At 69.1% G+C, this 20,210-nt stretch carries 15 protein-coding genes; 4 read left to right on the top strand and 11 right to left on the bottom strand.

Annotation, left to right across the window (positions count from 1 at the left end; genetic code table 11):
• Positions 1–349 precede the first annotated feature (349 nt).
• From ABZ906_RS43255 to ABZ906_RS43230, 6 genes are all read right to left on the bottom strand, one after another.
• On the bottom strand, positions 350–1,849 hold the full coding sequence (locus ABZ906_RS43255) for a hypothetical protein (protein ID WP_361392517.1): 1,500 nt from the start codon (positions 1,847–1,849) through the stop codon (positions 350–352).
• Positions 1,850–2,078: 229 nt separating this feature from the next.
• Positions 2,079–2,648 (bottom strand): 3'-5' exonuclease, encoded by a 570-nt coding sequence (locus ABZ906_RS43250; RefSeq protein WP_361392514.1) that lies wholly within the window; start codon positions 2,646–2,648, stop codon positions 2,079–2,081.
• A gap of 2,643 nt (positions 2,649–5,291) precedes the next feature.
• Complete coding sequence (locus ABZ906_RS43245) at positions 5,292–6,059, bottom strand: type I-E CRISPR-associated protein Cas6/Cse3/CasE (RefSeq protein ID WP_361392511.1); 768 nt, start codon at positions 6,057–6,059, stop codon at positions 5,292–5,294.
• Entirely contained in the window at positions 6,056–6,904 is an 849-nt protein-coding gene (cas5e, locus tag ABZ906_RS43240) for a type I-E CRISPR-associated protein Cas5/CasD (RefSeq protein ID WP_361392508.1), read from the bottom strand. The genes ABZ906_RS43245 and cas5e overlap by 4 nt, the downstream gene beginning before the upstream one ends.
• Positions 6,901–8,325 carry a type I-E CRISPR-associated protein Cas7/Cse4/CasC gene (locus tag ABZ906_RS43235; protein WP_361392505.1) on the bottom strand — a complete coding sequence of 475 codons (1,425 nt, stop codon included), beginning with the start codon at positions 8,323–8,325 and terminating at the stop codon, positions 6,901–6,903. The genes cas5e and ABZ906_RS43235 overlap by 4 nt, the downstream gene beginning before the upstream one ends.
• Positions 8,322–10,373, bottom strand: a complete 2,052-nt coding sequence (locus ABZ906_RS43230; protein ID WP_361392502.1) for a type I-E CRISPR-associated protein Cse1/CasA — start codon at positions 10,371–10,373, stop codon at positions 8,322–8,324. Before ABZ906_RS43230 ends, ABZ906_RS43235 begins: the two co-directional genes overlap by 4 nt.
• A 226-nt stretch (positions 10,374–10,599) precedes the next feature.
• On the opposite strand from ABZ906_RS43230, the gene cas3 reads away from it, so the two are divergent.
• Entirely contained in the window at positions 10,600–13,584 is a 2,985-nt protein-coding gene (gene cas3 / locus ABZ906_RS43225; RefSeq protein WP_361392499.1) for a CRISPR-associated helicase Cas3', read from the top strand.
• Positions 13,585–13,732: 148 nt separating this feature from the next.
• Here the strand turns inward: cas3 and ABZ906_RS43220 are convergent, their stop codons facing one another.
• Complete coding sequence (locus ABZ906_RS43220) at positions 13,733–14,245, bottom strand: hypothetical protein (protein WP_361392496.1); 513 nt, start codon at positions 14,243–14,245, stop codon at positions 13,733–13,735.
• Between the two features lie 320 nt (positions 14,246–14,565).
• On the opposite strand from ABZ906_RS43220, the gene ABZ906_RS43215 reads away from it, so the two are divergent.
• A complete protein-coding gene (locus tag ABZ906_RS43215) occupies positions 14,566–15,213 on the top strand; it encodes a hypothetical protein (protein ID WP_361392493.1) in 648 nt (215 codons plus the stop codon).
• A gap of 1,062 nt (positions 15,214–16,275) precedes the next feature.
• Positions 16,276–16,725 carry a hypothetical protein gene (locus ABZ906_RS43210; protein ID WP_361392490.1) on the top strand — a complete coding sequence of 150 codons (450 nt, stop codon included), beginning with the start codon at positions 16,276–16,278 and terminating at the stop codon, positions 16,723–16,725.
• 180 nt (positions 16,726–16,905) lie between these two features.
• Here the strand turns inward: ABZ906_RS43210 and ABZ906_RS43205 are convergent, their stop codons facing one another.
• Positions 16,906–17,130, bottom strand: coding sequence for a DUF6207 family protein (locus tag ABZ906_RS43205; RefSeq protein WP_361392487.1), 225 nt, complete (start codon positions 17,128–17,130; stop codon positions 16,906–16,908).
• 333 nt (positions 17,131–17,463) lie between these two features.
• Between ABZ906_RS43205 and ABZ906_RS43200 the strand changes: the two genes are divergently transcribed.
• A complete protein-coding gene (locus ABZ906_RS43200; RefSeq protein WP_361392484.1) occupies positions 17,464–17,637 on the top strand; it encodes a hypothetical protein in 174 nt (57 codons plus the stop codon).
• Positions 17,638–18,095: 458 nt separating this feature from the next.
• On the opposite strand, the gene ABZ906_RS43195 is transcribed toward ABZ906_RS43200, so the two are convergent.
• From ABZ906_RS43195 to ABZ906_RS43185, 3 genes are read right to left on the bottom strand one after another with little or no spacing between them, the layout of a single operon-like run.
• Complete coding sequence (locus ABZ906_RS43195) at positions 18,096–18,626, bottom strand: hypothetical protein (protein ID WP_361392481.1); 531 nt, start codon at positions 18,624–18,626, stop codon at positions 18,096–18,098.
• An 8-nt stretch (positions 18,627–18,634) separates the two neighbouring features.
• On the bottom strand, positions 18,635–19,207 hold the full coding sequence (locus ABZ906_RS43190) for a peptide deformylase (RefSeq protein WP_361392478.1): 573 nt from the start codon (positions 19,205–19,207) through the stop codon (positions 18,635–18,637).
• Positions 19,204–20,175, bottom strand: coding sequence for a helix-turn-helix transcriptional regulator (locus ABZ906_RS43185; protein WP_361392475.1), 972 nt, complete (start codon positions 20,173–20,175; stop codon positions 19,204–19,206). Before ABZ906_RS43185 ends, ABZ906_RS43190 begins: the two co-directional genes overlap by 4 nt.
• Between the last annotated feature and the right edge of the window lie 35 nt (positions 20,176–20,210).

Below are 20,210 nucleotides of genomic sequence, written 5' to 3'. Positions count from 1 at the left end.
CCCGTGCGGGGCACTCCCAGCTGCAGGGTCCCCCGCGAGCGGCACACCGCTGCAAGGAAGGCCTGCCTGGGCCGCCCCAGGCAGGGGTGTGTCAGTCATTGCCTATGGCGAAAGGCCGCGCCTGACGCCGAGCTGGCTCTTCGGATCAACCCCCGCATGGAAGTTGCCCGCATCGCGATACTCCAGCTCCTATCCGGCTGTCTCAGTCCCGTCAGTCCCGTTGGTCAGTGACGCAGAGCATTAACCTGCTCGTTTCTGTACTGCCGATCACGGGACTGAGTTTTGCCGTGCTACTTGTGGCACCGACCATCTAGGCCGACGCGTTGGGCCTACCTCCTCGACCGGGTGGTCAGCGTTGGCGGGGAGGCGTCATCCGGGCATGGAGCAAGGTGCTTCGGGTGAGCTCGCTGCCCTGCTTGTGCTCGTCGTTGAACAGAGCGGTCAGACCTTTCGGCGCCATCCAGTGCTTGTCCAGGTTCACCGTGGCACCGAGGTTGTCGAGCAGCGTGTTGACGACTGTCGCGGCTTCGCTGGGCCGGTCGCCCCAGCCGTCGCCCCACCACAGGTGCGCTGAGGGCGTGCAGGGGGCGGGATGGACATGGCCGTCGCTGGTGGTGACCCACACGGTGTGGTGCAAGACCACTGAGGCGAGCTCTGCGCCGCCGGCGGGGAGCGAGAGCGGGGCGTAGAACCGCCAGAGTGGCTTGCGGTCCTGGTCTGAGGTTCGCAGCACTGGCATGTCCGTGAGCGGGTCGACGAAGAACGCGTCTGGGCTATCGCCTCGGGCGAGGACGGCGTGGGCGGCGGTCGGGTCGCACATCGTCAGGCGGCGGGCCCAGCGTTCGGCGATGTTTGCCGAGAGGGCGGGAACCTCGGTGACCGCTCCGTATGGCAGCAGGGCGGGTTCACGGCCGACGGCGACCTCGAGCGCTGCGACGGCGTCTGCGTGGTTGCTCAGGGCGAGTCTGTGCCAGCCCGACTTGAGGGTCTTGCGGTCGCCGTTGGTGGGCAGTGGGTGGTCGGTGGTGTCGGGTTCGGCAGCGATGATCACGGGGTGCTCTGTCTCGCCGAACGTCTCGTTCTCGTGCCGGATGTTGTCGGTCCGTTCGTTGCGGATCTGGTTGGCCATGTGTGTCGCGGCCAGGTGCGAGCTGGATTCGAAGATGGTGTTGGCTGCTACACGACGCAAGAGCACCTCGTTGTCGTTGGACGGCACCTTGGCGATGGTGGTTGCGGCGCCCGGCTGCCACTGGCGGATCACGTGTGGCAGGCGCAGCAGGTGGGGCCACCAGGGAAGTTCGTGGCCGGCGAGAGTTGCGGCGACGCCCCACCGGGCCTCGTACTCGATGCGTGGGCGGGTGACGTCGGTGGCGACCAGGGCGGGTCCGGTGATGCCGATGTCCCCGTACAGCGCGCACACCGTGCGTACCCCGTCGGGATTCCCGGCTTCTGCCAGAGCGGTGGCGACCTTGGTGGCGGTCTGGCTGTCGTCGTTGTGGACGAACCGGATCGTGCCGACGGCGGTGTGCCAGTCCGAGGCCGGCCCCCGTGTCGTGTCCTTGTATCCGCCCCACCGTCCGGGCGCCACCTCCTCGGGCAGCGGCCGCGCCAAGAGGGCGCCGCGGTGGGAGAACTCCGGAGTCCTGGCCGCCCACCGGTACAGCTGCGTGCCGTCCCACACCTCCTCTGCTGGCTTCTTGTCGCCGAACGCTCTGGCAGAGCCGTGAGGAGGCTGCGTGGGCTGGGGAAAGTCGTCGTACTTCCGAACCAGCCGCCACAGGCCGAAGGAAGTGATTCCCAGGATCTCCTGGACTTCCGCCTTGGACAGATGGCTGCTGCTCACGCCCATGCCGATGCTCCTCATCATCAGGGGCCGGTGGTGGCCATGCCCAGATCATGAGACGGACTGGGGATCAGCACACACGGAGGTCCGTGCCCCGCCCTGATTCCAACCCCGCATTGGCCGAGAAGAGGCTGTGCATTCCTGTTCCCAGTGTCCGGGGGAAGCCTCTGTCGAGGAATCGCCCCGGACCCCCTGACGGCCCCGGAGCCCCCCCGGAACGGAACGTGAACAGATGTCAGGAGGTGAGGAAGCTGCACCGGTACTGACTCCACGGACTGACGCGGTACTCGGTCATCGTCCGGACGTGGTCCAGCAGTTTCCGGCAGTTGGCCACCGCTTCATGGCGGCTTCCCAACGGCTGGGGCCGGTAGCCTTTGCGCTGGTCCGACCACAGCCCCTTCCAGGCGGCGTAGGGCGCTATGGCGTCCTCCCAGTGGCATTGTCTGATCCACCTGGCGACCGGTGGTGTCCGTCCGTGATGCCGGTGCAGTTCGCGCTCCAAGACACCGCGGTCAAAAGAGAGCGGGTAGGCCACGCACCGCCGGTCGTGGAAGACCGCCGTAAGCCGGTCCAGGAGTTCCGCGAAGGGCGCTGCTCCGGTGGCGAGTTCAGGGGTGATTCCGTGGAGTGCCACGGCTTGGGGCTCCATCGTGGCCTGGGGATCCAGGAACTCGTTGAAGAGGACCGCGCCCCTGAGGTCGAGAGCAGCGATCTGCACCGCCCATGGGGAGGCCAGGCCGGTGGTCTGCACGTCGAAGACCAGCAGCTCGGGATCGGCGAGAAGTCCTCGGGCCCACCGCGCCACGGCCTCCTGCTCAGCGCCCCAAGTGCGAGGCCGGCGCAGAGCCCGTACAGCGTCCTCCAGGTCCAGATAGCGCTCCTGCGTGGATTGAACATGCCACGCAGGCGCGCTGGCTGTGCACTGGATACGGACCGTCCCGAGATACCGTTCTCCATGATCGTAGACCGCCCAGACTGGGCCCTCGGTATCCGCGGGCCGAACGAACTCGACGGGCCTGTTGTCGACAGTCTGTTGAAACAAGTCGGCCCGACAGTCAAGCTCGGCCTCGCTCACTGCCCGTGGGGATGCGTCCACGATTCGCCTTCCTTCTGCCTGCCGTACGTAGGTCGCACGACCTCCACTTAGCCCGTGTGGTGCCAATTTCACCGACCGCGCGGGGCTGGAAGTCTGATGCGGTCGCCTGTCCAGAGCAGAACGCGAAATGACCTCGTGAGGTCCATACCCGGATGCGCGGGCGAGAGAAGACCGAGGAGCCCCCATCGCGGCTGACGAGCAGTTCATACCCGAGCGAGCGGGCGATCGCGGGATAGCTGCTCTCTGGCGCACCATCCGTACTGCGGCGGTCCATACCTGGGATGCGGCGAAGGCTGTGGGTGGGCATCTGGCTCGTCTCTGGGAACGGCTCATACCCGGGCGTGCGGGCGGGATTGCGCCGCGGTGTCGTTTTGCGCGGCGAGCTGCGATTCATACCCAGACGTGCGGGCGAGAGCCGACTCCCACCGCGCCCTTGCGAAGCGCCGGCGGTTCATACCTGGACCTACGGATGCGCACTACGCGACTGCTGTCCCTGGACAACGTTGGCTCATACCCGTGTGCGCGGGCGGGAGAACTGATCCTCGGGCACGATCACGATCTGGCCCGGTTGATACCCGGTGCGCGGGCTGGTGGCGGTGATATCCGCCTTTGTTCATAGGGCCACTCCCCGATGTGGGGGATCGTCTCTAACTCGCAACGATGTAGGGCTCATACCCGCGCACGCAGGCCAGAGATACGTGCCATCAGCGTGCGCCCGTAGCGGTCCGATCCATACCCGGACGTGCGGGCGAGAGAAGGCGTGGGCCATCATGCCCGTGTCCGTGGTCGGTTCATACCCGTGCGGTCGGGCGGAAGATCATCCCGGTCGTCGCGATGATGACCGCCACCGGTTCATACCCGTGCGCGCGGGCGAGAGATGCCAGGCCGCGTCCCGACCTTGATCAAGTACGGTTCATACCCGTGTGGTGCAGGCGGGAGTGCTCCAAGTCGAGCCCCTGGACGGTCACTGCCGGCTCAGACCCGGGCGTGCGGGTGGAGATGCGGTCGGCGGGGCCCTGCTTCCTCAGCGGCTCATACCCGTGCGTGCAGGAGCACACCAGGCGACTGCTGTCCCTGGACAACGTTGGTTCATGCCCGTGTATACGGGCTGGCGGCGGTGATAGTCCGCGTTTGGTCGTAGGTCTGCGGCTCATACCCGGTCGTGCGGGCGGGATCCAGGCCCACAGGCCGCCGCTCGCCGTCCGGTTCATTCCCGTACGTGCGGACGGAGTCACGGCTGGGCATAGTAGTGGGCGCTTCGGCAGGTTCATACCCGTACGTGCGGGCGGGAGACGCCGTAGAGCTGGGTCCACAGGTCATCGACCGGTTCATACCCCTACGTGCGGGCTGGAGTCCGCGGTCGACGGGGCGGAGACTGCCTCGTCCGGTATACCCCCCGTGCGGGCGGGCTGCCCCGCCAGGAACAGGCGTTGGACGAACGGTTCATACCCGAGCGTGCGGGCGGGAGTACAGCTCGCCGTCCAGCGGTGACCACAAAATCGTTTCATACCCGTGCGTGCGGGCGGGAGAAGGCCCTGCCTGTGCGTCGAACAGCAAGCACCGGTTCATGCCCGAGCATGCGGGCGGGAGGCGGCCGGGGACATCTTCGGGTCGCCCCATTTCCGCCTCATGCCCAGGCGTGCGGGCGGGAGTCCTTCCTTGCGGATGAATCGGGCGAAGGCGTGCGGTTCATACCCGTTCGCGCAGGTGGGAAATCGTCGTCAGCTTCGACATCCTTCACCCGATCGGTTCATACCTGTGTGTGCAAGCAGGAGTCGGCAAGTGCGTTCCGGTAGTCGTCTGTGTGCGCTTCATACCTGTGCGTGCGGGCGCGAGTTGATCACCCACTGGCGGTACTGCGTGGGGATCGGCTCATACCCAGGGGTGCAGGCGGGAGCGCCTGTTGGGCACGGGCAGCGCGGAGGGGCGCGGTTCATACCCGTGCGTACGGGCGGAAGGGCGAGAAGCTGGCGGGTACGGGCCCAACGTTCGTGCATACCCGGTTGGGCGGGCTGGAGGGCGTGTGTTCGGAGGAGCACCGCGGGGCGGATCATGCCCGGGCGTGCAGGTTCAAGGACGGCTTCACCGACATCAAATGACGGACCTTCGGCCCATGTCCGTACGTGCGGGCGGGTGAGAGACTCGATCATCGGGGCGAGCTTGATGGGCGGTTCATGCCCGACCGTGCGGGCGAGAGAAGGCGTGGGCCACCATGCCCGTGTCCGTAGTCGGTTCATACCCAGGCGTGCGGGAGGTTCAGGACGTGGACCTCGGGCATGGCCACCACTGGTTCATACCCGGGCGTGCGGGCGGGAGGAGGCAACGCAGTCCTCGCTGTACCGCTTCGGCGGTTCATACCCGTGCGTGCGGGCGGGAGGCTTCCTGAGCTTGGGTTTCGTCGCGGCTTTGCTCTTTCGTGATCTGGAGTGTCTTGGTGAGCATGAGTCCGCATCCGTAGGGGCGGGAGCGGCCGAGCCCCTGGGTGAGAGTAGTGGCGAAGGCCTGGGGGTCGGTGACAGTCAGTTGGCCTTGGACTTCTGCACGGTTGATGCGGATTCCCGGTCGACGTGCGCTGGTGAGAGCTACCAGGGCCTTGGCTTTCAGGGTGGTCGGGTCGGTGTCGGCTCCGATGCGTGGCCAGCGGTCGAAGGCGGGGGTGGCGTGGGGCTGGAGGCGGGAGGTGAACCATTCCAGAGCTTTTGCTGGTGAGGCGTCGGCGGGTCGGGAGCGGGTGCGTGGGCCGGCGGGTGTGGGTGCGTAGCGGGCGGGGTTGATCACGGTGCGGAAGCGGAATGTCTGCCCTTCGTGGATGGTGAGGTCGATGGTCTGGGTGCTGGGGGCTGTGGTTTTGGCGCGTGCGGGCAGGGCGTGCCAGTCGCCGGGCACGCGGGATTGGACGATGAGGGTGAGGGTGTTGGCGGCGAGGTTGACGGCGTAGGTGTGCAGGATGCCCATCTGTGCGCGGGGGTCGGGAGCGCCGTCGGGGACCCAGTGATGGAAGGGGCGCATGACCAGCCGGTGCATGTCGTGGGGGTCGAGGAGAGCTTGGGCGATCAGGGGGTGGGTGAGGTCGAGTTCGCACAGGGTGTGGTGGGCGATGACGCGTGTGGGGGTGCTCATGCGGGGGCTCCGGGCGGGGTGAGGGTGTGGCGGGTTTCGAAGCGGGGTGCGTGGCTGCGGGTGCGGGAGGCGTAGGAGAGGGGCTGGTCGTTGACGGGAGTGGCATTGGGGGTGTGGTGGGGCGCTTCGATCCATGCGGTGCAGGTGGGGTGGGGGGAGCGGGGCAGGAGCGGAATGGTGGCGAGCACGGTTTCGATGTCGCCGCGGTGCAGGCCGTGGTGGAGGTCGTGGTGGGGGACGCAGTTTTTGCGGCCGAGCCATAGCAGGCGGTGGGGTGCGTTGAGGCGGCGGGCGAGGCGTTTGAGGAGTGCGGTGTCCTCGGACTGGACGGCGGCGAGGAACGCGGCGTCGGCGAGGTACCAGTGGGCGGCGACCAGGGGGTGGCGGCGGTTGTTGCCGGCGGTCAGCGCTCCGGTGTCGCGGTCCGGTGCGATGTTCTTGGGTGCGCCGTACCAGTCGGCGAGGGTTTCGCCGGCGCGGCGGGTGAAGGCGCGGCTGGTGGCGGGGACGGGTGCGGTGGTGGCGTGTTGGGCCCGGTAGGGGTCGGTGATGATGTCGCGGGGGCGCACAGGGTAGGTGCCGCCGCCGGCGGTGTGGAAGTCGCGGACCAGGGTGCCGGGCCGGTCGGCGCGGACGCCGAAGCGCAGGTTCGCGAGGGTGCTCAGGGGCAGGAAGTCGTCGTCTGCGGTGCGGTGTTCGTCGCGGTCGTGGCCGTCGGCGGCAGCCAGCAGGCCGATGACGCCGCTCTTGGTGGGGTGGCTGGCGCTGTCGCGGTCGGCGAAGCGGGAGTGGGTCCCCCACGCCTGGAGGATGCCTTCCAGGCGCAGGAGGAGGGTGTGGGTCATGCGGGGGCTCCGGCCGGTGCGGGCACGGGCGTGGTCGTTGCGAGGTCGCGCGGGGTGTCGACTTCGGTGGGCTGCAGGCGGCCCTGGTCGCGCAGGTCCTGCAGGAGCTGGGTGACGGCCAGGTCGTAGGTCAGGACGGCGCCGGGTTCGACGCCGTTCTTGCGGCTGATCAGGGCGTGCTGGTCCAGGAGGCGGCGGGTGGCCTGGAGGCTGGCGGGCCCGTTCTTCTCGTCGACGGCGTCCTCGAAGCAGGACACATAGTTGTAGGGGCGCGCGCTGGTGAAGGCGTGGACGAGCTTGCGCATCGTGCCGGGGGCCGCGGTGTTGTTCTTCTTCGCGGCGGGCACCGCATTGCAGAACGCCTCGATGAAGGCGGCCTCGGCCGCCCGGGCCGCGGTCTCGGCGGCCTCTTCGCTCATACCGGCCTCGGTGAGGTTGCGGCGCAGCTGGTGGCGGTCCAGGACGGTGTGGCTGAGGAAGGTGCCGGACGTCAGGCTTTGGTAGCCGGTCAGGCCTGCGCCGCGTTCCTCGCGCACCTGCTCTTCCTCGCCCTCGGCTGCCTGGTTGAGGGCGTCGATTTCCTCGAGGGCATCCAGCGCGCCGACGTTCGGGCTGGGGGTGCGGTGGGTGCGGCGGCGCAGCTTGCTGTCATCGGCCGCCGAGTAGAAGTCCTCGACCCCGGAGGCCGGGTGCACGGTGATGGAGTTCATGCTCTGCAGGGCGCCGTCGACGTCGGGGCTTTCGGCGACCTCGGCCAGGAAGCGGCCGAAGAGGGCGATGTCGATGGCGTCGGCGGGGGCGAGCGCGGTCAGCAGCTTCTTCTTGAGGCGGCGCGGCAGCGGCGGCACCTTGACTCCGGCCTTGCCCGGGCCGCCGGAGCCGGCGGACTCTGCCGGCCCGTCGGCTTCGGCGTCCGTCTTCTTCTTGCCCTTCTTGTTCTTCTGCTTCTCCATCTCCTCACGCGCCCGTGCGACGTCGGCGAGCCAGGCGGTCAGCTCGGTGCGGTGTTCGTCCAGGGCGTCGGCGATCTGCTCGGCGGCCGTGTCCGGAGCGAAGATCAAAACCTTGGTCAGGTCCGCGGTGGAATCCTTCGTGCCGAAGTTGATGCCCAGCGCCTGCAGGGACTCCTTCGTCGCGCCCATCGCCTCGGGATAGGTCCAGTCCCGGCAGGCCAGGATGTCGGCGGCCAGGCGGCCCCACTCGCGGGTGCGGGTGCCGAACGCGTAGGGGGCCAGGGCGCCTTCGGCGAGGTTGGCCTGGTCGCGCAGGTAGGTGCGCTCCGCGCGGCGCTGGCAGAACGAGGTGACCATGTGCCGCGGTGCGGTGCCGAACGGGGTCTGTTTGGCCTGTCCGTTCTCGTCGCGGACCAGGAGCACGCTGTTGAAGGTCGTCAGGGCGTGGAGGTTGAGGTACTGGTTCATGCGGTGGCTCCTTGCCGGGTGCGGGAGGTGGGGGTGTAGAAGCTGCGGGCCCAGGTGTCGGCGACGACGTCGCCGCTCTGGGTCGATTTGGAGAGCGCGGCGAGGTCGAGGGCGAGCTGACCCCAGTGCGGGGGGAAGCGGTTGTCGGCGCGCAGCCGGGCGATGGCGTGCTCCAGGGCGCGCTCGGGCAGCGGACCGTTCGCGGTGATGTTCTTGAACAGTCGCTTGACGCCGGGGTCCTTGGGGCCGCGGCCCGCCGGGCTGCCCAGATGGCGCAGGGCGCTGCCCAGATTTCCCGTCCCGTACTGGCGCACGGGCTCTTGGTAGGGCAGGCCGACGTGATAGCGGGCAAAGAGGCGGGCGGTCAGGGCGAACGCCTCCTCCTGGTCTTCGCGGTCGGCGAAGGAGGTGGCGATCGAGCGGGCCTGCAGTGCGTCGCGGGAGTGCGGGCGGCGCAACTCCCCCAGCAGCCGCTGGTCGTGGGTGCGCACCAGGCGGGCGAGCCAGTGGGCCAGCTTGGTGTGGGGTTCGCGCTCGTCGCTCTCCTGACCGGGTGTCGTGCTAGGTGCGGGCAAGGCTGCGGGGGCGTGCTGTGGCGTTGACGGCATGGCGTCCTTGAGGTCGCGGGGCGTTTTGGGTCTGTGCAGTTCGCTGTTGAGGCGGTGCTCGGCCAGCACCTTCGCCTCGCGGCCGGCCCCGGATCGCGGGAGGCAGCCCAGGCGTTGGCCGAGCGCGTCGCGGGTCCGGGCGAGGAAAGCGGCGGCGCAGTCGGCCTGGGCTTGCGGCAGGGGTACGCCGGCGGTGACGGCGTCGAGCAGAGCGTGGAAGGGGGCTTCGAATCCGGCCCACATCTGCGGTGCGGGGTCCAGGCGTTTGAGGAGTGAGGCGCGCTCCTCGGGCCGGGCCCGGGGGTAGGCGGCGTCCCGGGCGACGGCAGCTGCCGAGCTGGCGGCCCGGGTGAGGTAGTCCGCCCAGACGACGGCGGCGCTCGCCGCGTGGTGCAGCTGGCGCTGGCTGGAGCGGTGGTAGGGGAAGGTGTCGGACACCCAGCCCAGCGGTTTGCGCTGTTTGGCCAGCAGGGCCACCGACCAGATCTGCACCGGACGGTCCAGGCGGGCCAGCCGGCTCAGGAGGCCGGTGCCCTTGGTGTCGGGGGTGGCCGCGGCGTACAGGGCGTGGGACTGGCGCCACAGGGCCTTGTCCGGTCGGGCCTGCTGGGGGTAGTCGCCGTCCATGACCGCGTCCTGGAGCTCGTCCTCGCCGGGCGGGTTGAGGAGTTCGCCGGCGCCGATCAGGACGCGGTCGATGACCGTCTCGCCCTGTTCGGTGCGGGTGGGGTGCAGCAGGATCGAGCGGCCCAGCACGCTGTGCAGGTCCGCGGGCCCGCCGGGGGTGCGGCGGTAGTTGGCGCCGGGGGTGCCGAAGCGGCGGGGTTTGCCGCGGGTCCAGGAGAAGTTGAAGTCGCCGGGCCGGGTGGTGGGTACCAGGTTCAGGCGCAGGGTGTCGGCGAGGTTCTCGCCCAGGGCGAGGTTGCGCACGCGGGCGCCCAGACGACCGACGGCGGCGAAGGTGAAGGGTCGGCCGAACCAGCTGGTCTTGGCCATCGCCCGGCCGCCCAGGCCGTAGCAGTTCTGCACCAGGACCCCGTGGAAGGCCTCGTGCAGCGGCAGCGGGCGCGGGTCGTGGAGGTGGACGTGGTCGGCGAATTGCGCGTAGTCCCCGGCCCGTTCGATCTCTAGTTGGGCCGTGCCGTAGCCGTGCTCGGCCATGTGCGGGTCCAACAGCTTGTTCTGGCCGAAGGGGTGCTCGGGGTGGGTGAGGTCGAGCAGGCCGTCGAAGCGGGGGTCCCGCAGTTGCTCGGCGACGTCGGCAAGGGAGTGCCGGGAGGCGACCCACTGGTCCCACTCCCGCTCGCTGCGCGGGTGAACGCCCGTGGCGTAGCAGAGACCGAGCAGCAGTTCGTGCAGAGCTACGCGGACACCGGGCGAGGCGTGCACGAGGGCCTGGATGTTCTCGGCCTGCTCGAAGACCTCAACGAGCGATAGCAACCGCATTGTCGGTGGTTTTTGCAGGTCAGGGCCGATTGTCAGTGCCGGGGTGCATGATCCGTAGCGCAAATCGTACTCAATCACCTCATTTCTTAGGTGAGCTGACGGAGGGGCTGGCGTCATGCGACGTTCTCCTTGGCCGATGGTGAGCGGGGACGGGAGGGGTGTTCCCTCACCTTTCGCGCACCTCTCGGTTCGAACACGCTTTTCACCCGCGTGGCTCTGGGTGTGGGGCAAGACGGACCTCAACGGTCTGAGCCGGGCCCGCGGCGGCCCGGCCTGGAATCCCCTGCTGGCGCACTGTCTCGATGCGGCCGCCGTCTGCGGGGAGCTCTTCGACCGTTACCTGAGCGCTCCCGTACGGGCCCGGCTCGCCGACGACTTCGGCGGCGGGGACGTGCGCACCGCCCGGAAGGTGCTGATGCTGCTGGTCGCCCTGCACGACATGCCCGGCAAGGCCTGGGCCGGCTTCCAGATCCAGTTCTCCGAACTCGGCGACCGCCGCGATCCCCGCCTGCGCGCGGCGGGCCTGCGGTGGCTGGCGGCGGCCCGCGCCGCCGGTCTGCCGGTGGACGACTGGATCCCCACCCCCGCGCCCCCGCATGCGCACGTCACCGCCCGCTACCTGCCCGCCCTGCTCGGCTGCCCCGGCTCCCGCTGCACCGGAACAGGCCGCGGCACGCACGAGGCATCCGCACCAACTCTCTGCCACCCGGGCCTGCACACGGCAGCGGCCATTCTCGGCGGCCACCACGGCCATGTCCCGCCCGCCGGCCGCATCAAGGACGGCGACGTCGAACTCTCCCCCGCCTGGCAGCGCCTGCATGCCGACCTGCTGCAGGAACTGGCCCGCCTCCTGGACATCGACCTGCAGCGCCTTACGGAACTGGTCCATCCGCAGCGTCCCTCGGCCATGGCCTGTATGGCCGGGCTGACCGTGCTGAGCGACTGGGTCTCCTCCGACGAATCACGCTTCGCCTACCGCACCCACGCCACCGCCACCGACCACTGGTGGGAAGCCTCGAAGAGCGACGCAGCACGCGCCGTTGCGCAACTGCGCCTGACAGCCTGGAAGCCCCAACCCGCGACGTGGGCGCACCTGTTCCCGGGCACGCCCCTGCCGCGCCCGGCCCAGCGCGCCGTCCTTGAGGCGGCCCCCGGCGAACAGAGCCTGACGATCCTGGAACTGGACACCGGATCCGGCAAGACCGAGCTCGCCCTCTACCTCGCCCACGCCCTCGCCGTGCGCTGCGAATACCACGGCATCTACTTCGCCCAGCCCACCCGCGCCGCAAGCGAACAGGGCGCCCGCCGCTTCCGCGACTTCCTCGGCCGGGCTCTGGGCGACGAAGCCGAGGCCAACCTCGCCGTCGTCCACGGCTCCGCCTTCGCCTCCGGCGTCAACGAAGAACTCCTCGAATCCAACGAGGACGGACCGGCCGCGCTGCCGGCGCGCATCAACCTGACGAGCTGCTCCGAGGACGCGTGCGAAGACGCCGTCCGGGGGACGCGGGTGCTGCTGGACGAATGGTTCCTGGCCGCCCGCCGGGGCCTGCTCTCCTGCTTCGGGATCGGCACCGTCGATCAGATCGTGCTGGCCGCCCAGCGCTCACGGCACTGGTTCCTGCGGCTGTTCGGCCTGGCCAACAAAGTCGTCGTCATCGACGAAGCCCACGCCTACGAGTGGTTCCAGCAGCGCCTTCTCGGCGACGCGATCGGCTGGCTCGCCGATGCCGGCGCCAGCGTCATCGTCCTGTCCGCCACCCTGCCCGACGTCATCCGCAAAGATCTCGTCACCGCCTGGACCAAGGGCTGCCAGACCACACCCGACACCCCCCAACCCGCCGGCCCGGTCACCTTCGTCACCACCACCGGCCACGTGAGCACCCTCGCGCTCCCCGCGTCGCGCCGCACCCCCAGACAGCGCACGCGACTACTCCTGCAGACCGATCCCGGACCCGAGGACCTCGCCCGCACCCTCCTGCGACAGCACTCGACCGGCATCACCGGCGTTATCCGCAACCGCGTTGCCCGCGCCACCGACCTGTACCGGGCCGCCCGCACTCACGCCCGCGAACTCGGCTGGGAGCCCGACGAGATCCTCCTGCTGCACGCCTGCTTCTTCGAACGAGACCGGCTGCGCCAACAGCAGCGCGCCCTCCGCCTCCTGGGGCCGCACCCGGACCCCCGCCTACGCACCACACACCCCAATCCGCACCGGCCCCGACGCCTGCTCCTCATCGGCACCCAGGTCCTCGAACAGAGTCTGGACTACTGCCTCGACGACCTCTACACCGACCTGTGCCCCTTCGACCTGCTGATCCAACGCCGCGGCCGCCTGTGGCGGCACTGGTGCAACCGCCCCCACCTGCGGCGCTCCACCCCCCTGATGCGCGTCCTGACCCCCGCGTCCTGCGACGACGGCTGGCCGGACTTCTCCCCCGCAGCTTCCCCGCCCTACGACCCCTACCTCCTGGCCGCGACGTGGCATGCCCTCAACCAGCGCGCCCCCTCCAGCGGTGCACCCCTGCACCTGCGCACCCCCGAGGACACGCATCCGATCCTGCAGAGCATCTACGCCTCTGCCGACGGGCCGGAGCCGATCCACGCCCGTTTGCGTCAGCTGTCCGCCGCGTGGCAGCTGAAGCTCGACGGCGAGGACGAGCAGGCCCGGAAGCATTCACTTCCCCCCTACACCAACGGAGTCCCGTGCACGGCAGAGGAACTCGCCTCCGGTTCCGCGCACGACGACGGTGACGACCCCGGCCAGGCCGGCTACCTCGCCGCCCGCTCCCGCCTGGGAACACCGGGCCTCCACGTGGTCGGCCTCTACCAGCACCCCGACCGGAACCAGCTCACGTGGGATGCTCAGGGCCTAGAACCCGCCGACCTCACCCGCTGCCACCCACGCACCCAGGCAACTGCTCACCGCAGGCAACAGCGCCAGATCCTCCTCAACACCGTGCGCGTCCCCCACGCTTGGCTCTCCCAGCTGCCCCACCCGAGCCAGTGGACCATGCCCGAACCCGGCGCTCTGCGCGGCAAACCCGTGCTGCTCCTGGACCCCAGCGGACGCCCTCTCAACCCCTCCCTGCGCGAACACTTGATCTACCAGCCCGACACCGGCCTGTCCCGCACGACACGAGAGCAGCACCCCGCTAGCGTCAGCACCTCCCGCACGACCGGGAATGAACCGGAGAAGGTGGCTTGACGTAGGCACCAGATCCCTCACTCCGCACGCCCGGAGACTGCTGGCCTTGCGGCCTCAGCGACTACGGCCTGAGGGGGGACACCGGGTGAGAAGCACCGGGGCCCGGGACAACAACGCTGAGGGCGACGGCCGGTGCGACGTCAGCGTTTCAGCACAACCGGCTCCGGTCTATCGCGTACTCGCTGATCAGCCACCGCTCCCCCACGGCAACCGCCTTGGCGGTCACCGGCTTGCGGCGCGGCTCCTTCGCGTCCTTCTTGATGGCTGACTTGCCTGTCTTCTTGTAGACGGTGTCCGACTTGCGGGTGTCGAGGCAGTCCGCCACAACCGCGGTCTTCGTCTTGCCCTTCAAGGAGACCTGGGTGACTTCGGGCTTCAGTTGAGGCTTGCCGACGACTTTCAGCCCTCGTTCCTCGTACCAGGCCACGGCCACCACCACTCCGCTGGCTGCCTTGTCCCGCGCATACTGCTGCAGCTTTGCGTTGTCGACTTTGCCGGAGCTGTACGCCCGGGCGCGGACCTCGCTCAGCCCGCGATACGCGGCCAGGACCCGGCTCTTGGCTATGTCCTCGGCGGACTTGGAGGGTGTTGCCTGCGGCGATGCGGTCTTTCCGGGGGCGGACTTGGCTGGTTCGTCTCCGGAGGAGCATCCTGCTGTCACGCCCAGGAGCAGCGCTGCGACGGCAGCCGCTGCTGCTCGTCGCGTGCGTGATGGCGGCCTGTCGTACGCCAGGTGCATCCGTGGTCCCCGATCTGGTCTGTCAGTTGACGCCACACACTAGATCGATTCCGTCCGCGCAGGCGGATCACGGTCGGCTAGTTCGTGCCGACCGCGGTTGGTTTCGCAGAAGCGCATAAGCAGGACCCGACGGTGATTGCCACACCCGCCGCAGTCGCTGCCGCCGGAAACCGGGCGATCTTCACACCGGGCGCCGCGCAACTCGGGACGCCCCCTCTGCCGAGTGCTGTTAGAACGAGCGCATGGGTATATGGGTCGACACCTTCATCGCGCCGCAATCTCCCGCGCTGCTGTCGCGGGAGGACTTCGAACGCCTGGTCGTGGACCTCGGCCGGGAGCGGCTGGTGCGCACGCCGTGGATGCTGTTCACCGGTTCGCTGTGCGTCAACGCCGGTCTGGGCTGGGGCGGCGTTTTGGGGCGGGCCCGGTTCGAGCCGCCCGCGATCGGAACGGAGCTCGTCTTCGACGACGACGGTGTGCCCGGCCCGGACAGCGAACCGCCGCCGTGGGGTGCCTCGGTCGAGCGGGCGGTCCTCCTGGCCCGCGGCGAGCGTCTCGAGGACGTGGGGCCCGCCCTGCGCAACGCCCCCTATGGGCGGCAGGACATCGCCATCACCTTCCACAGCCTCGACTTCACCCATCCCGCGATCCTGGACCACTACTGGTACGAGGATGAGCGCACCATGCTGGCCTGCTACGCCCTGGCCGCCCCGCAGGACCGGCCACTGGAAGCCGACACCGGCGGCCGCTCCGGGGGCCCCGTACACCCCGTCCAGACGTGCATCGTCAACACCTGGAAACACGGCGACGGCCCCGCCTGCCCCGCCATCACAGCGGTAGCCGCCCGCCGCTTCGGCCCTGACCTGGTCACCGGCGAGACCTGGGGGTGAAGCGCACCGTCAACACCCGGGCGCGCGCCCTTGGTTGCTCCTCAGCCTGTCAGGAAGGCCTCCCGCGATACTTCTCAACAAGTTAGCAAGTATCGCGGTGGCCTCCGCCGAAGCGACCGGCCGGAAGCGCCGTCCGACCGAGGACACGCCGAGCTGCTCGCTCATGCGAGACCCCCGCGGAAGGCTTCCATGGTCACAGTTCCTCCGCGATCGCTACATACGGCTGGACATGCCCGCAGTAAGTACAAGAGGGGCCCGCGGGGAGATCCAGAGTCTGCCCGCCGCACTGCGGGCACTCCCCTCTCTCCGGTACCGGGCCGGTCCCCCGCGCGCACGCCGGGCAGGTGTACCCGGTGCCATCACGCGTCCACCCGGCCCGGCGGATGACGTCCGCGAACCCGTGAGCCTCCGGCGGGTCCGGTTCAAGCATGACCGCGAGACAGAGAGGACGGTCACACGTCACGGCGCTGCGGATCACGGGCTCACCTCGGCGGCGTCCGTCTCGGTGCTCATGTCGCGCCGCCTTTCAGGCTGGATTCTTGGACCGCAGCGTATTGCGGCGGTGGAGGGGAGGAGCCCGGCTTTGGTCGCGGTGCCTTGCCCGCCTGCGGTGCGACGCGCATTCGCCCCGGAGGCCAGTGGCGGCCTACTGTCCGTAGGCCCAGCCGCGGCCGGTCTGGCGGGTGCGGGTCCTGGCTGCGTCGTAGTCGCACCACCGGTGCCAGATTGCCTTGCCCGCGCCCTGACCGATGCGACGATTCGGAAGGTGGAGCACGTCGCCGAAAAGATCGGCGCAACCTTCGAGCTCCGCTTCGAAGACGGTTCCGTCACCTTCCCGCCCAACGGACAGATCTACCCGTAAGGAATCGCATGTCCATGTTGATGCGAGCCCCCCGCGAGTGCGCCTCGTGGGAGTGGGAGCCTGACGATTTCGCTCCGCCGGGTCTCGACTCAGCGCTGATGACTGCGTCTCGGATGTCGGCCGTTCTGCGAGAACACGGCCTACTGGAGCCCCACAGCATCGAGTGGTTGTGGTTCGTCCAAGGCGTCGGTGGAACCGGCGTGACCACCCGGCTTTCGGTGAACAGACGCCTGGATCATGCGGAACTCGTGGACAGAGTCCGGCAGAGCAGGCCAGCAGGATTCCCTGACGCCCGGGTCGGAGCCATCAGCGTCGTCGGCCCGGGCATGTGGTTCGACGCCGAAGGCACAGAACGCCTCGAGCCAGATCTCGTTTCGTTGTCGGTCAGTCCTGACGACCTCTACCTGGCTGCGGATGTCTCCCTGCACCATGACATCTGGGGCTACTGCAACTTCAAGGGCGTTCCACATCCAGACATCCAGAGGCGCAACGCCCCCCGCCTGGCAGCCGCGTTGCAGGCTCTCGACGAACTACTCGGCACGACGGCCCAACCTGGCGAGCCCACGTACTTCGGGCATGCCGACGGGTATGGGGCCTCGATGCCCGACCTGATCGACGGACTGGGGCCAGACCTCACAGACAAGCTCTAGCTGCCAGCCCCGCCATCGAAACAGTGGCCGCCGGCACGCGTCCACCAGTTACACGTCAACGCGCGAGGGACCGCGACGATCCGTTGCAACAAGTCAAAAGGGTATCCGGCCGGCGTCCGCGCCGAAGACGCCTGCCAGAAGGTCCCGTTCACGATCGGCACGCCGACACGCAGCCACGACCTACCGACCACCGCCCGGGGCGTCAGGGGCAGGCGGCGGCTGGGCGTAGCCGTACTGGCTGACGCACACCCCCGCCTCGCCCGGAACGCGGTAGGGCTCGCTGGGGCCGGTGGCGTTCAGGTGCGCGGCGATCGCGTACGCCACGGCATTGGCCGTCTCGGCGTCCGCGGAGTGGACGGTGATACGGGCCAGGCCCGGCTGGGTCAAATGCGCGCTGTGGCTCATGCCCCTGGCGACGCGCACGATCCGGGCCCGGTTCGGCCCGGCCGGCGGATTCACCCTGACGGACGCCGACACGGACGAGTGGTGGGTGTGAGGGGCGCTCCGGGAAGCGCGTGTGGCCGGTGCGGCGCAGCAGGTAGTTACTGTGACCCCCTCGCAGGCAGCCACCGCACGCACAGGCAGCACCCCGCAGGAAGGTGAATGATCGCTAGCGGCCTCTGCGGGGCACACATCTGACAGGCCACCTCCACACCGCTGACTCCTTCTGGGGCAGAGCTCTGCCTACCCGCATACGTAACGTGCCGCCCGCGCCTTGCTACGTAGAAACGGTTCAGAGTGAAAGTTCCGAATGCCTGGGATGTCGTCCAGGACCTCTCGACTGGCTGCATGCTCGTCGAGTTCGCCCTGTGGAAGGTCCGCAGCGTACTGGTCTCCCTGGCGGAGACCGGCGAAGTCCTGTCCTCCAACCGGGACAAGCTGCGCAGTCTGATCGGCCGACGAGGCCGATAGCCCCGCTGGCTGCAGAGCCCCACCCGATACACCGGGTGGGGCTCTGTACTGCGTCTGAGGGGTGTCGCCTTCGGCCGGTGGGGCGAGGACGGGGCGCCCGCCGCCTGCCGGGTCCGGGCCCTCGTTCCCGGCACGGCAACGTCGGCCAGCTCGTGCCGTCGTTGACCGGCGGGCAGGTGGTTGCGGTGGACGATGCCGGCGGTCCGCTCGCCTGACCGGACGAGGGTCAGCTAGTTCGTACTGACCGCGGTTTTACAAAAGCGCAGAAGCGGGACCCGACGGTGATCGTCGTCGTACCCTTCGAGCGCCTGGCGGTAAACCTTGGATGGGAGCGGCTGGCGCGTACGACGCGGGCGGTGTTCTTCGGCGCGCTGTGCGTGCAGACCGGTCCGGGCCCGGGGCGGCCTCCCTGGGCCCGGACCGGTCTGCACGTCGCGAGACGATTCTTTCGCGTGCCTTCACAGAGAACCTGTCACGAACGCGATCGCGATGCCGACCACCATGGCGATCGCGATGGCCGCACCCAGGAGGGCAGGCCCCCGGGCCGCGTATACAGCAGCAGGCATCAGTTCTTCCCAGCCCGATTCCTCTGCGGCAGCCCTGATCAGACGGTGGCCATCGGCGGAGGAGAAGGAATAGCGAGCCGAGCCGTCGAGGGCTCGGCTAGAGATACGGGTCACCTTCCGGCCCGCTACCGTCTCGCTCATCAGCGGCCGCCCGTCGAGCGCCCGGCGCTCAGTACGAACAACGTCGGTCATCGTGAATGTCCTGGTTTCCGGATCCAACGCGACATCGTATGTCCACAGCTGCGTAGAGCCACTGCGTCGACGGCCTGGCTGATGAACGTCGACGGTCAGCTCAAATCCCTGCTCCGTCCGGAGCAACCGGTACTCCGTGCCCGCGGTCACCGCTTCGATCCGGGCATACAACTCCGCTGCTACTTCCATGTCGTTACCATTGTTCACGTTGGCGCCGGGTCCTTCCTTCATCGGGCTGCCTACTGCCCGTAGGCCCAGCCGCGGCCGGTCTGCCGGTACTGCGCGACGGGGATGGGTTCGATGCCGCGGCGCATGCGCGCGGTGTAGAGCATGCCGTTGAGGTGGTCGATCTCGTGTGCCACGAGGCGGGCGAGCCCGCGTTCGTACACCGTGGTCACGGTGCTGCCGTCCAGCGCGGTGGTCTCCACCGTGATCGTCAGGGGGCGGGGGACCATGCCGCGGACGTCGAAGAAGGACAGGCAACCCTCGTACTGCTCGTCGGCTTCTTCGGAGGAGGCGGTGATGCGGGGGTTGAGCAGCACGATGGCGGGATGGCCCGGTCCGGGAGGCTGGACGGCGGCCGCGGCCCGGCCGATGGCGATCTGCGGTGCGGCCAGCCCCATGCCCTTGGCGAAGGGGTGGGCGCGGGCGATGCGCTCCATCGCGGCGTACAGATCATCGATGCACCGCTCGGCGCTCTCCCGCTCGGCGGGCAGGCTGAAGGGGCGGGCCACGTCGGCAAGGAGGGGTGCGCCTTTTTGGACCACGCCGATCTCGCGCATCCGCTCGCTGGGCTGCTGCACGTCGGTCACCTGGACTCCCCGTGGGTCGTGTTGAGTTCGGTCCGTGCCCGGAACCTCCACGCCAGACGGTAGCGGGCGTGCAGCGCGGGAGCCGCCGTGGCCCAGGTGAAGATCCGCAGCCGGGTGTCCTCGGTGCGTACGGGCGCCGTGCGCAGGGGTGCGGCCTGGGCCGTCATGGAGGTCTCGGTGCCCCACACGACGGGGTCCAGCGCGCGGGGGAAGGCGAGTTGGACCTCGAGGTGTTCGGTGGGCAGGCGCACGGCGCGCTGGAACCACTGGCCCCATTTGTCGTCGCTGACCGTGTAGGCGTACTGGATCCACACCGAGTCGCCCGGGTAGAGCGGGTAGCTGCCATGGGCGTTTTCGAAGGCCAGCCAGATTTCTTTGAACGCGTCGCGGTCGTGGGTGGCTTGCCAGTGCATGGCCTCGCCCTGGCAGGTTGCCGACAGCCCCAGTTCGTCCCAGGTCAGGGGGCGTTGGCGGTAGTGGGCGTTGGAGCGTTCGGGTTCTCCGGGGTATCGGTCGACGCTGATGCGGATCAGGTAGCGGGTGACGGGTTCGGTGCCGGTGTTGCGCAGGCGTCGGCGCATCGTGAGGCGGTAGTGGGTGCCGTCGTAGTCCAGGCGGGCCTGGTCGTGCTCGACGACCAGGGCGGAGCCGATGGCGTAGGGCTCGGCCCCTCGCGGGGCCGGCGGGGCGGCGGGCTGGCGGGTGCGGGTCCTGGCGGCGTCGTAGTCGCACCACCGGTGCCAGATCGCCTTGCCGGCGTTCAGGGTTTCCTCGGCGAGGCGGGCGAACTCCTCGGTGGGCTTGGCCCGGCCCGATTCGATGTGACTGACGTAGGAGGGGTCGAAGCCCATCCGTGCGGCGAGGGTGCGTTTGGGCAGGCCCCGTACTTCGCGCCAGTAGGAGACCTCGGCGGCGAAGGCCCCGGCCTGGCTGGTGGGCTCCTGCTGCTCATCCGTATGCGTGTCCACCTGAAGTGCCCCCGGCTGGCTGGTTGTCACGGTGA

Origin of the sequence: Streptomyces sp. NPDC046925 (assembly GCF_040644915.1) — a bacterium.
Taxonomy (GTDB): domain Bacteria; phylum Actinomycetota; class Actinomycetes; order Streptomycetales; family Streptomycetaceae; genus Streptomyces.
This window is presented reverse-complemented; position numbering and strand designations above follow the sequence as displayed.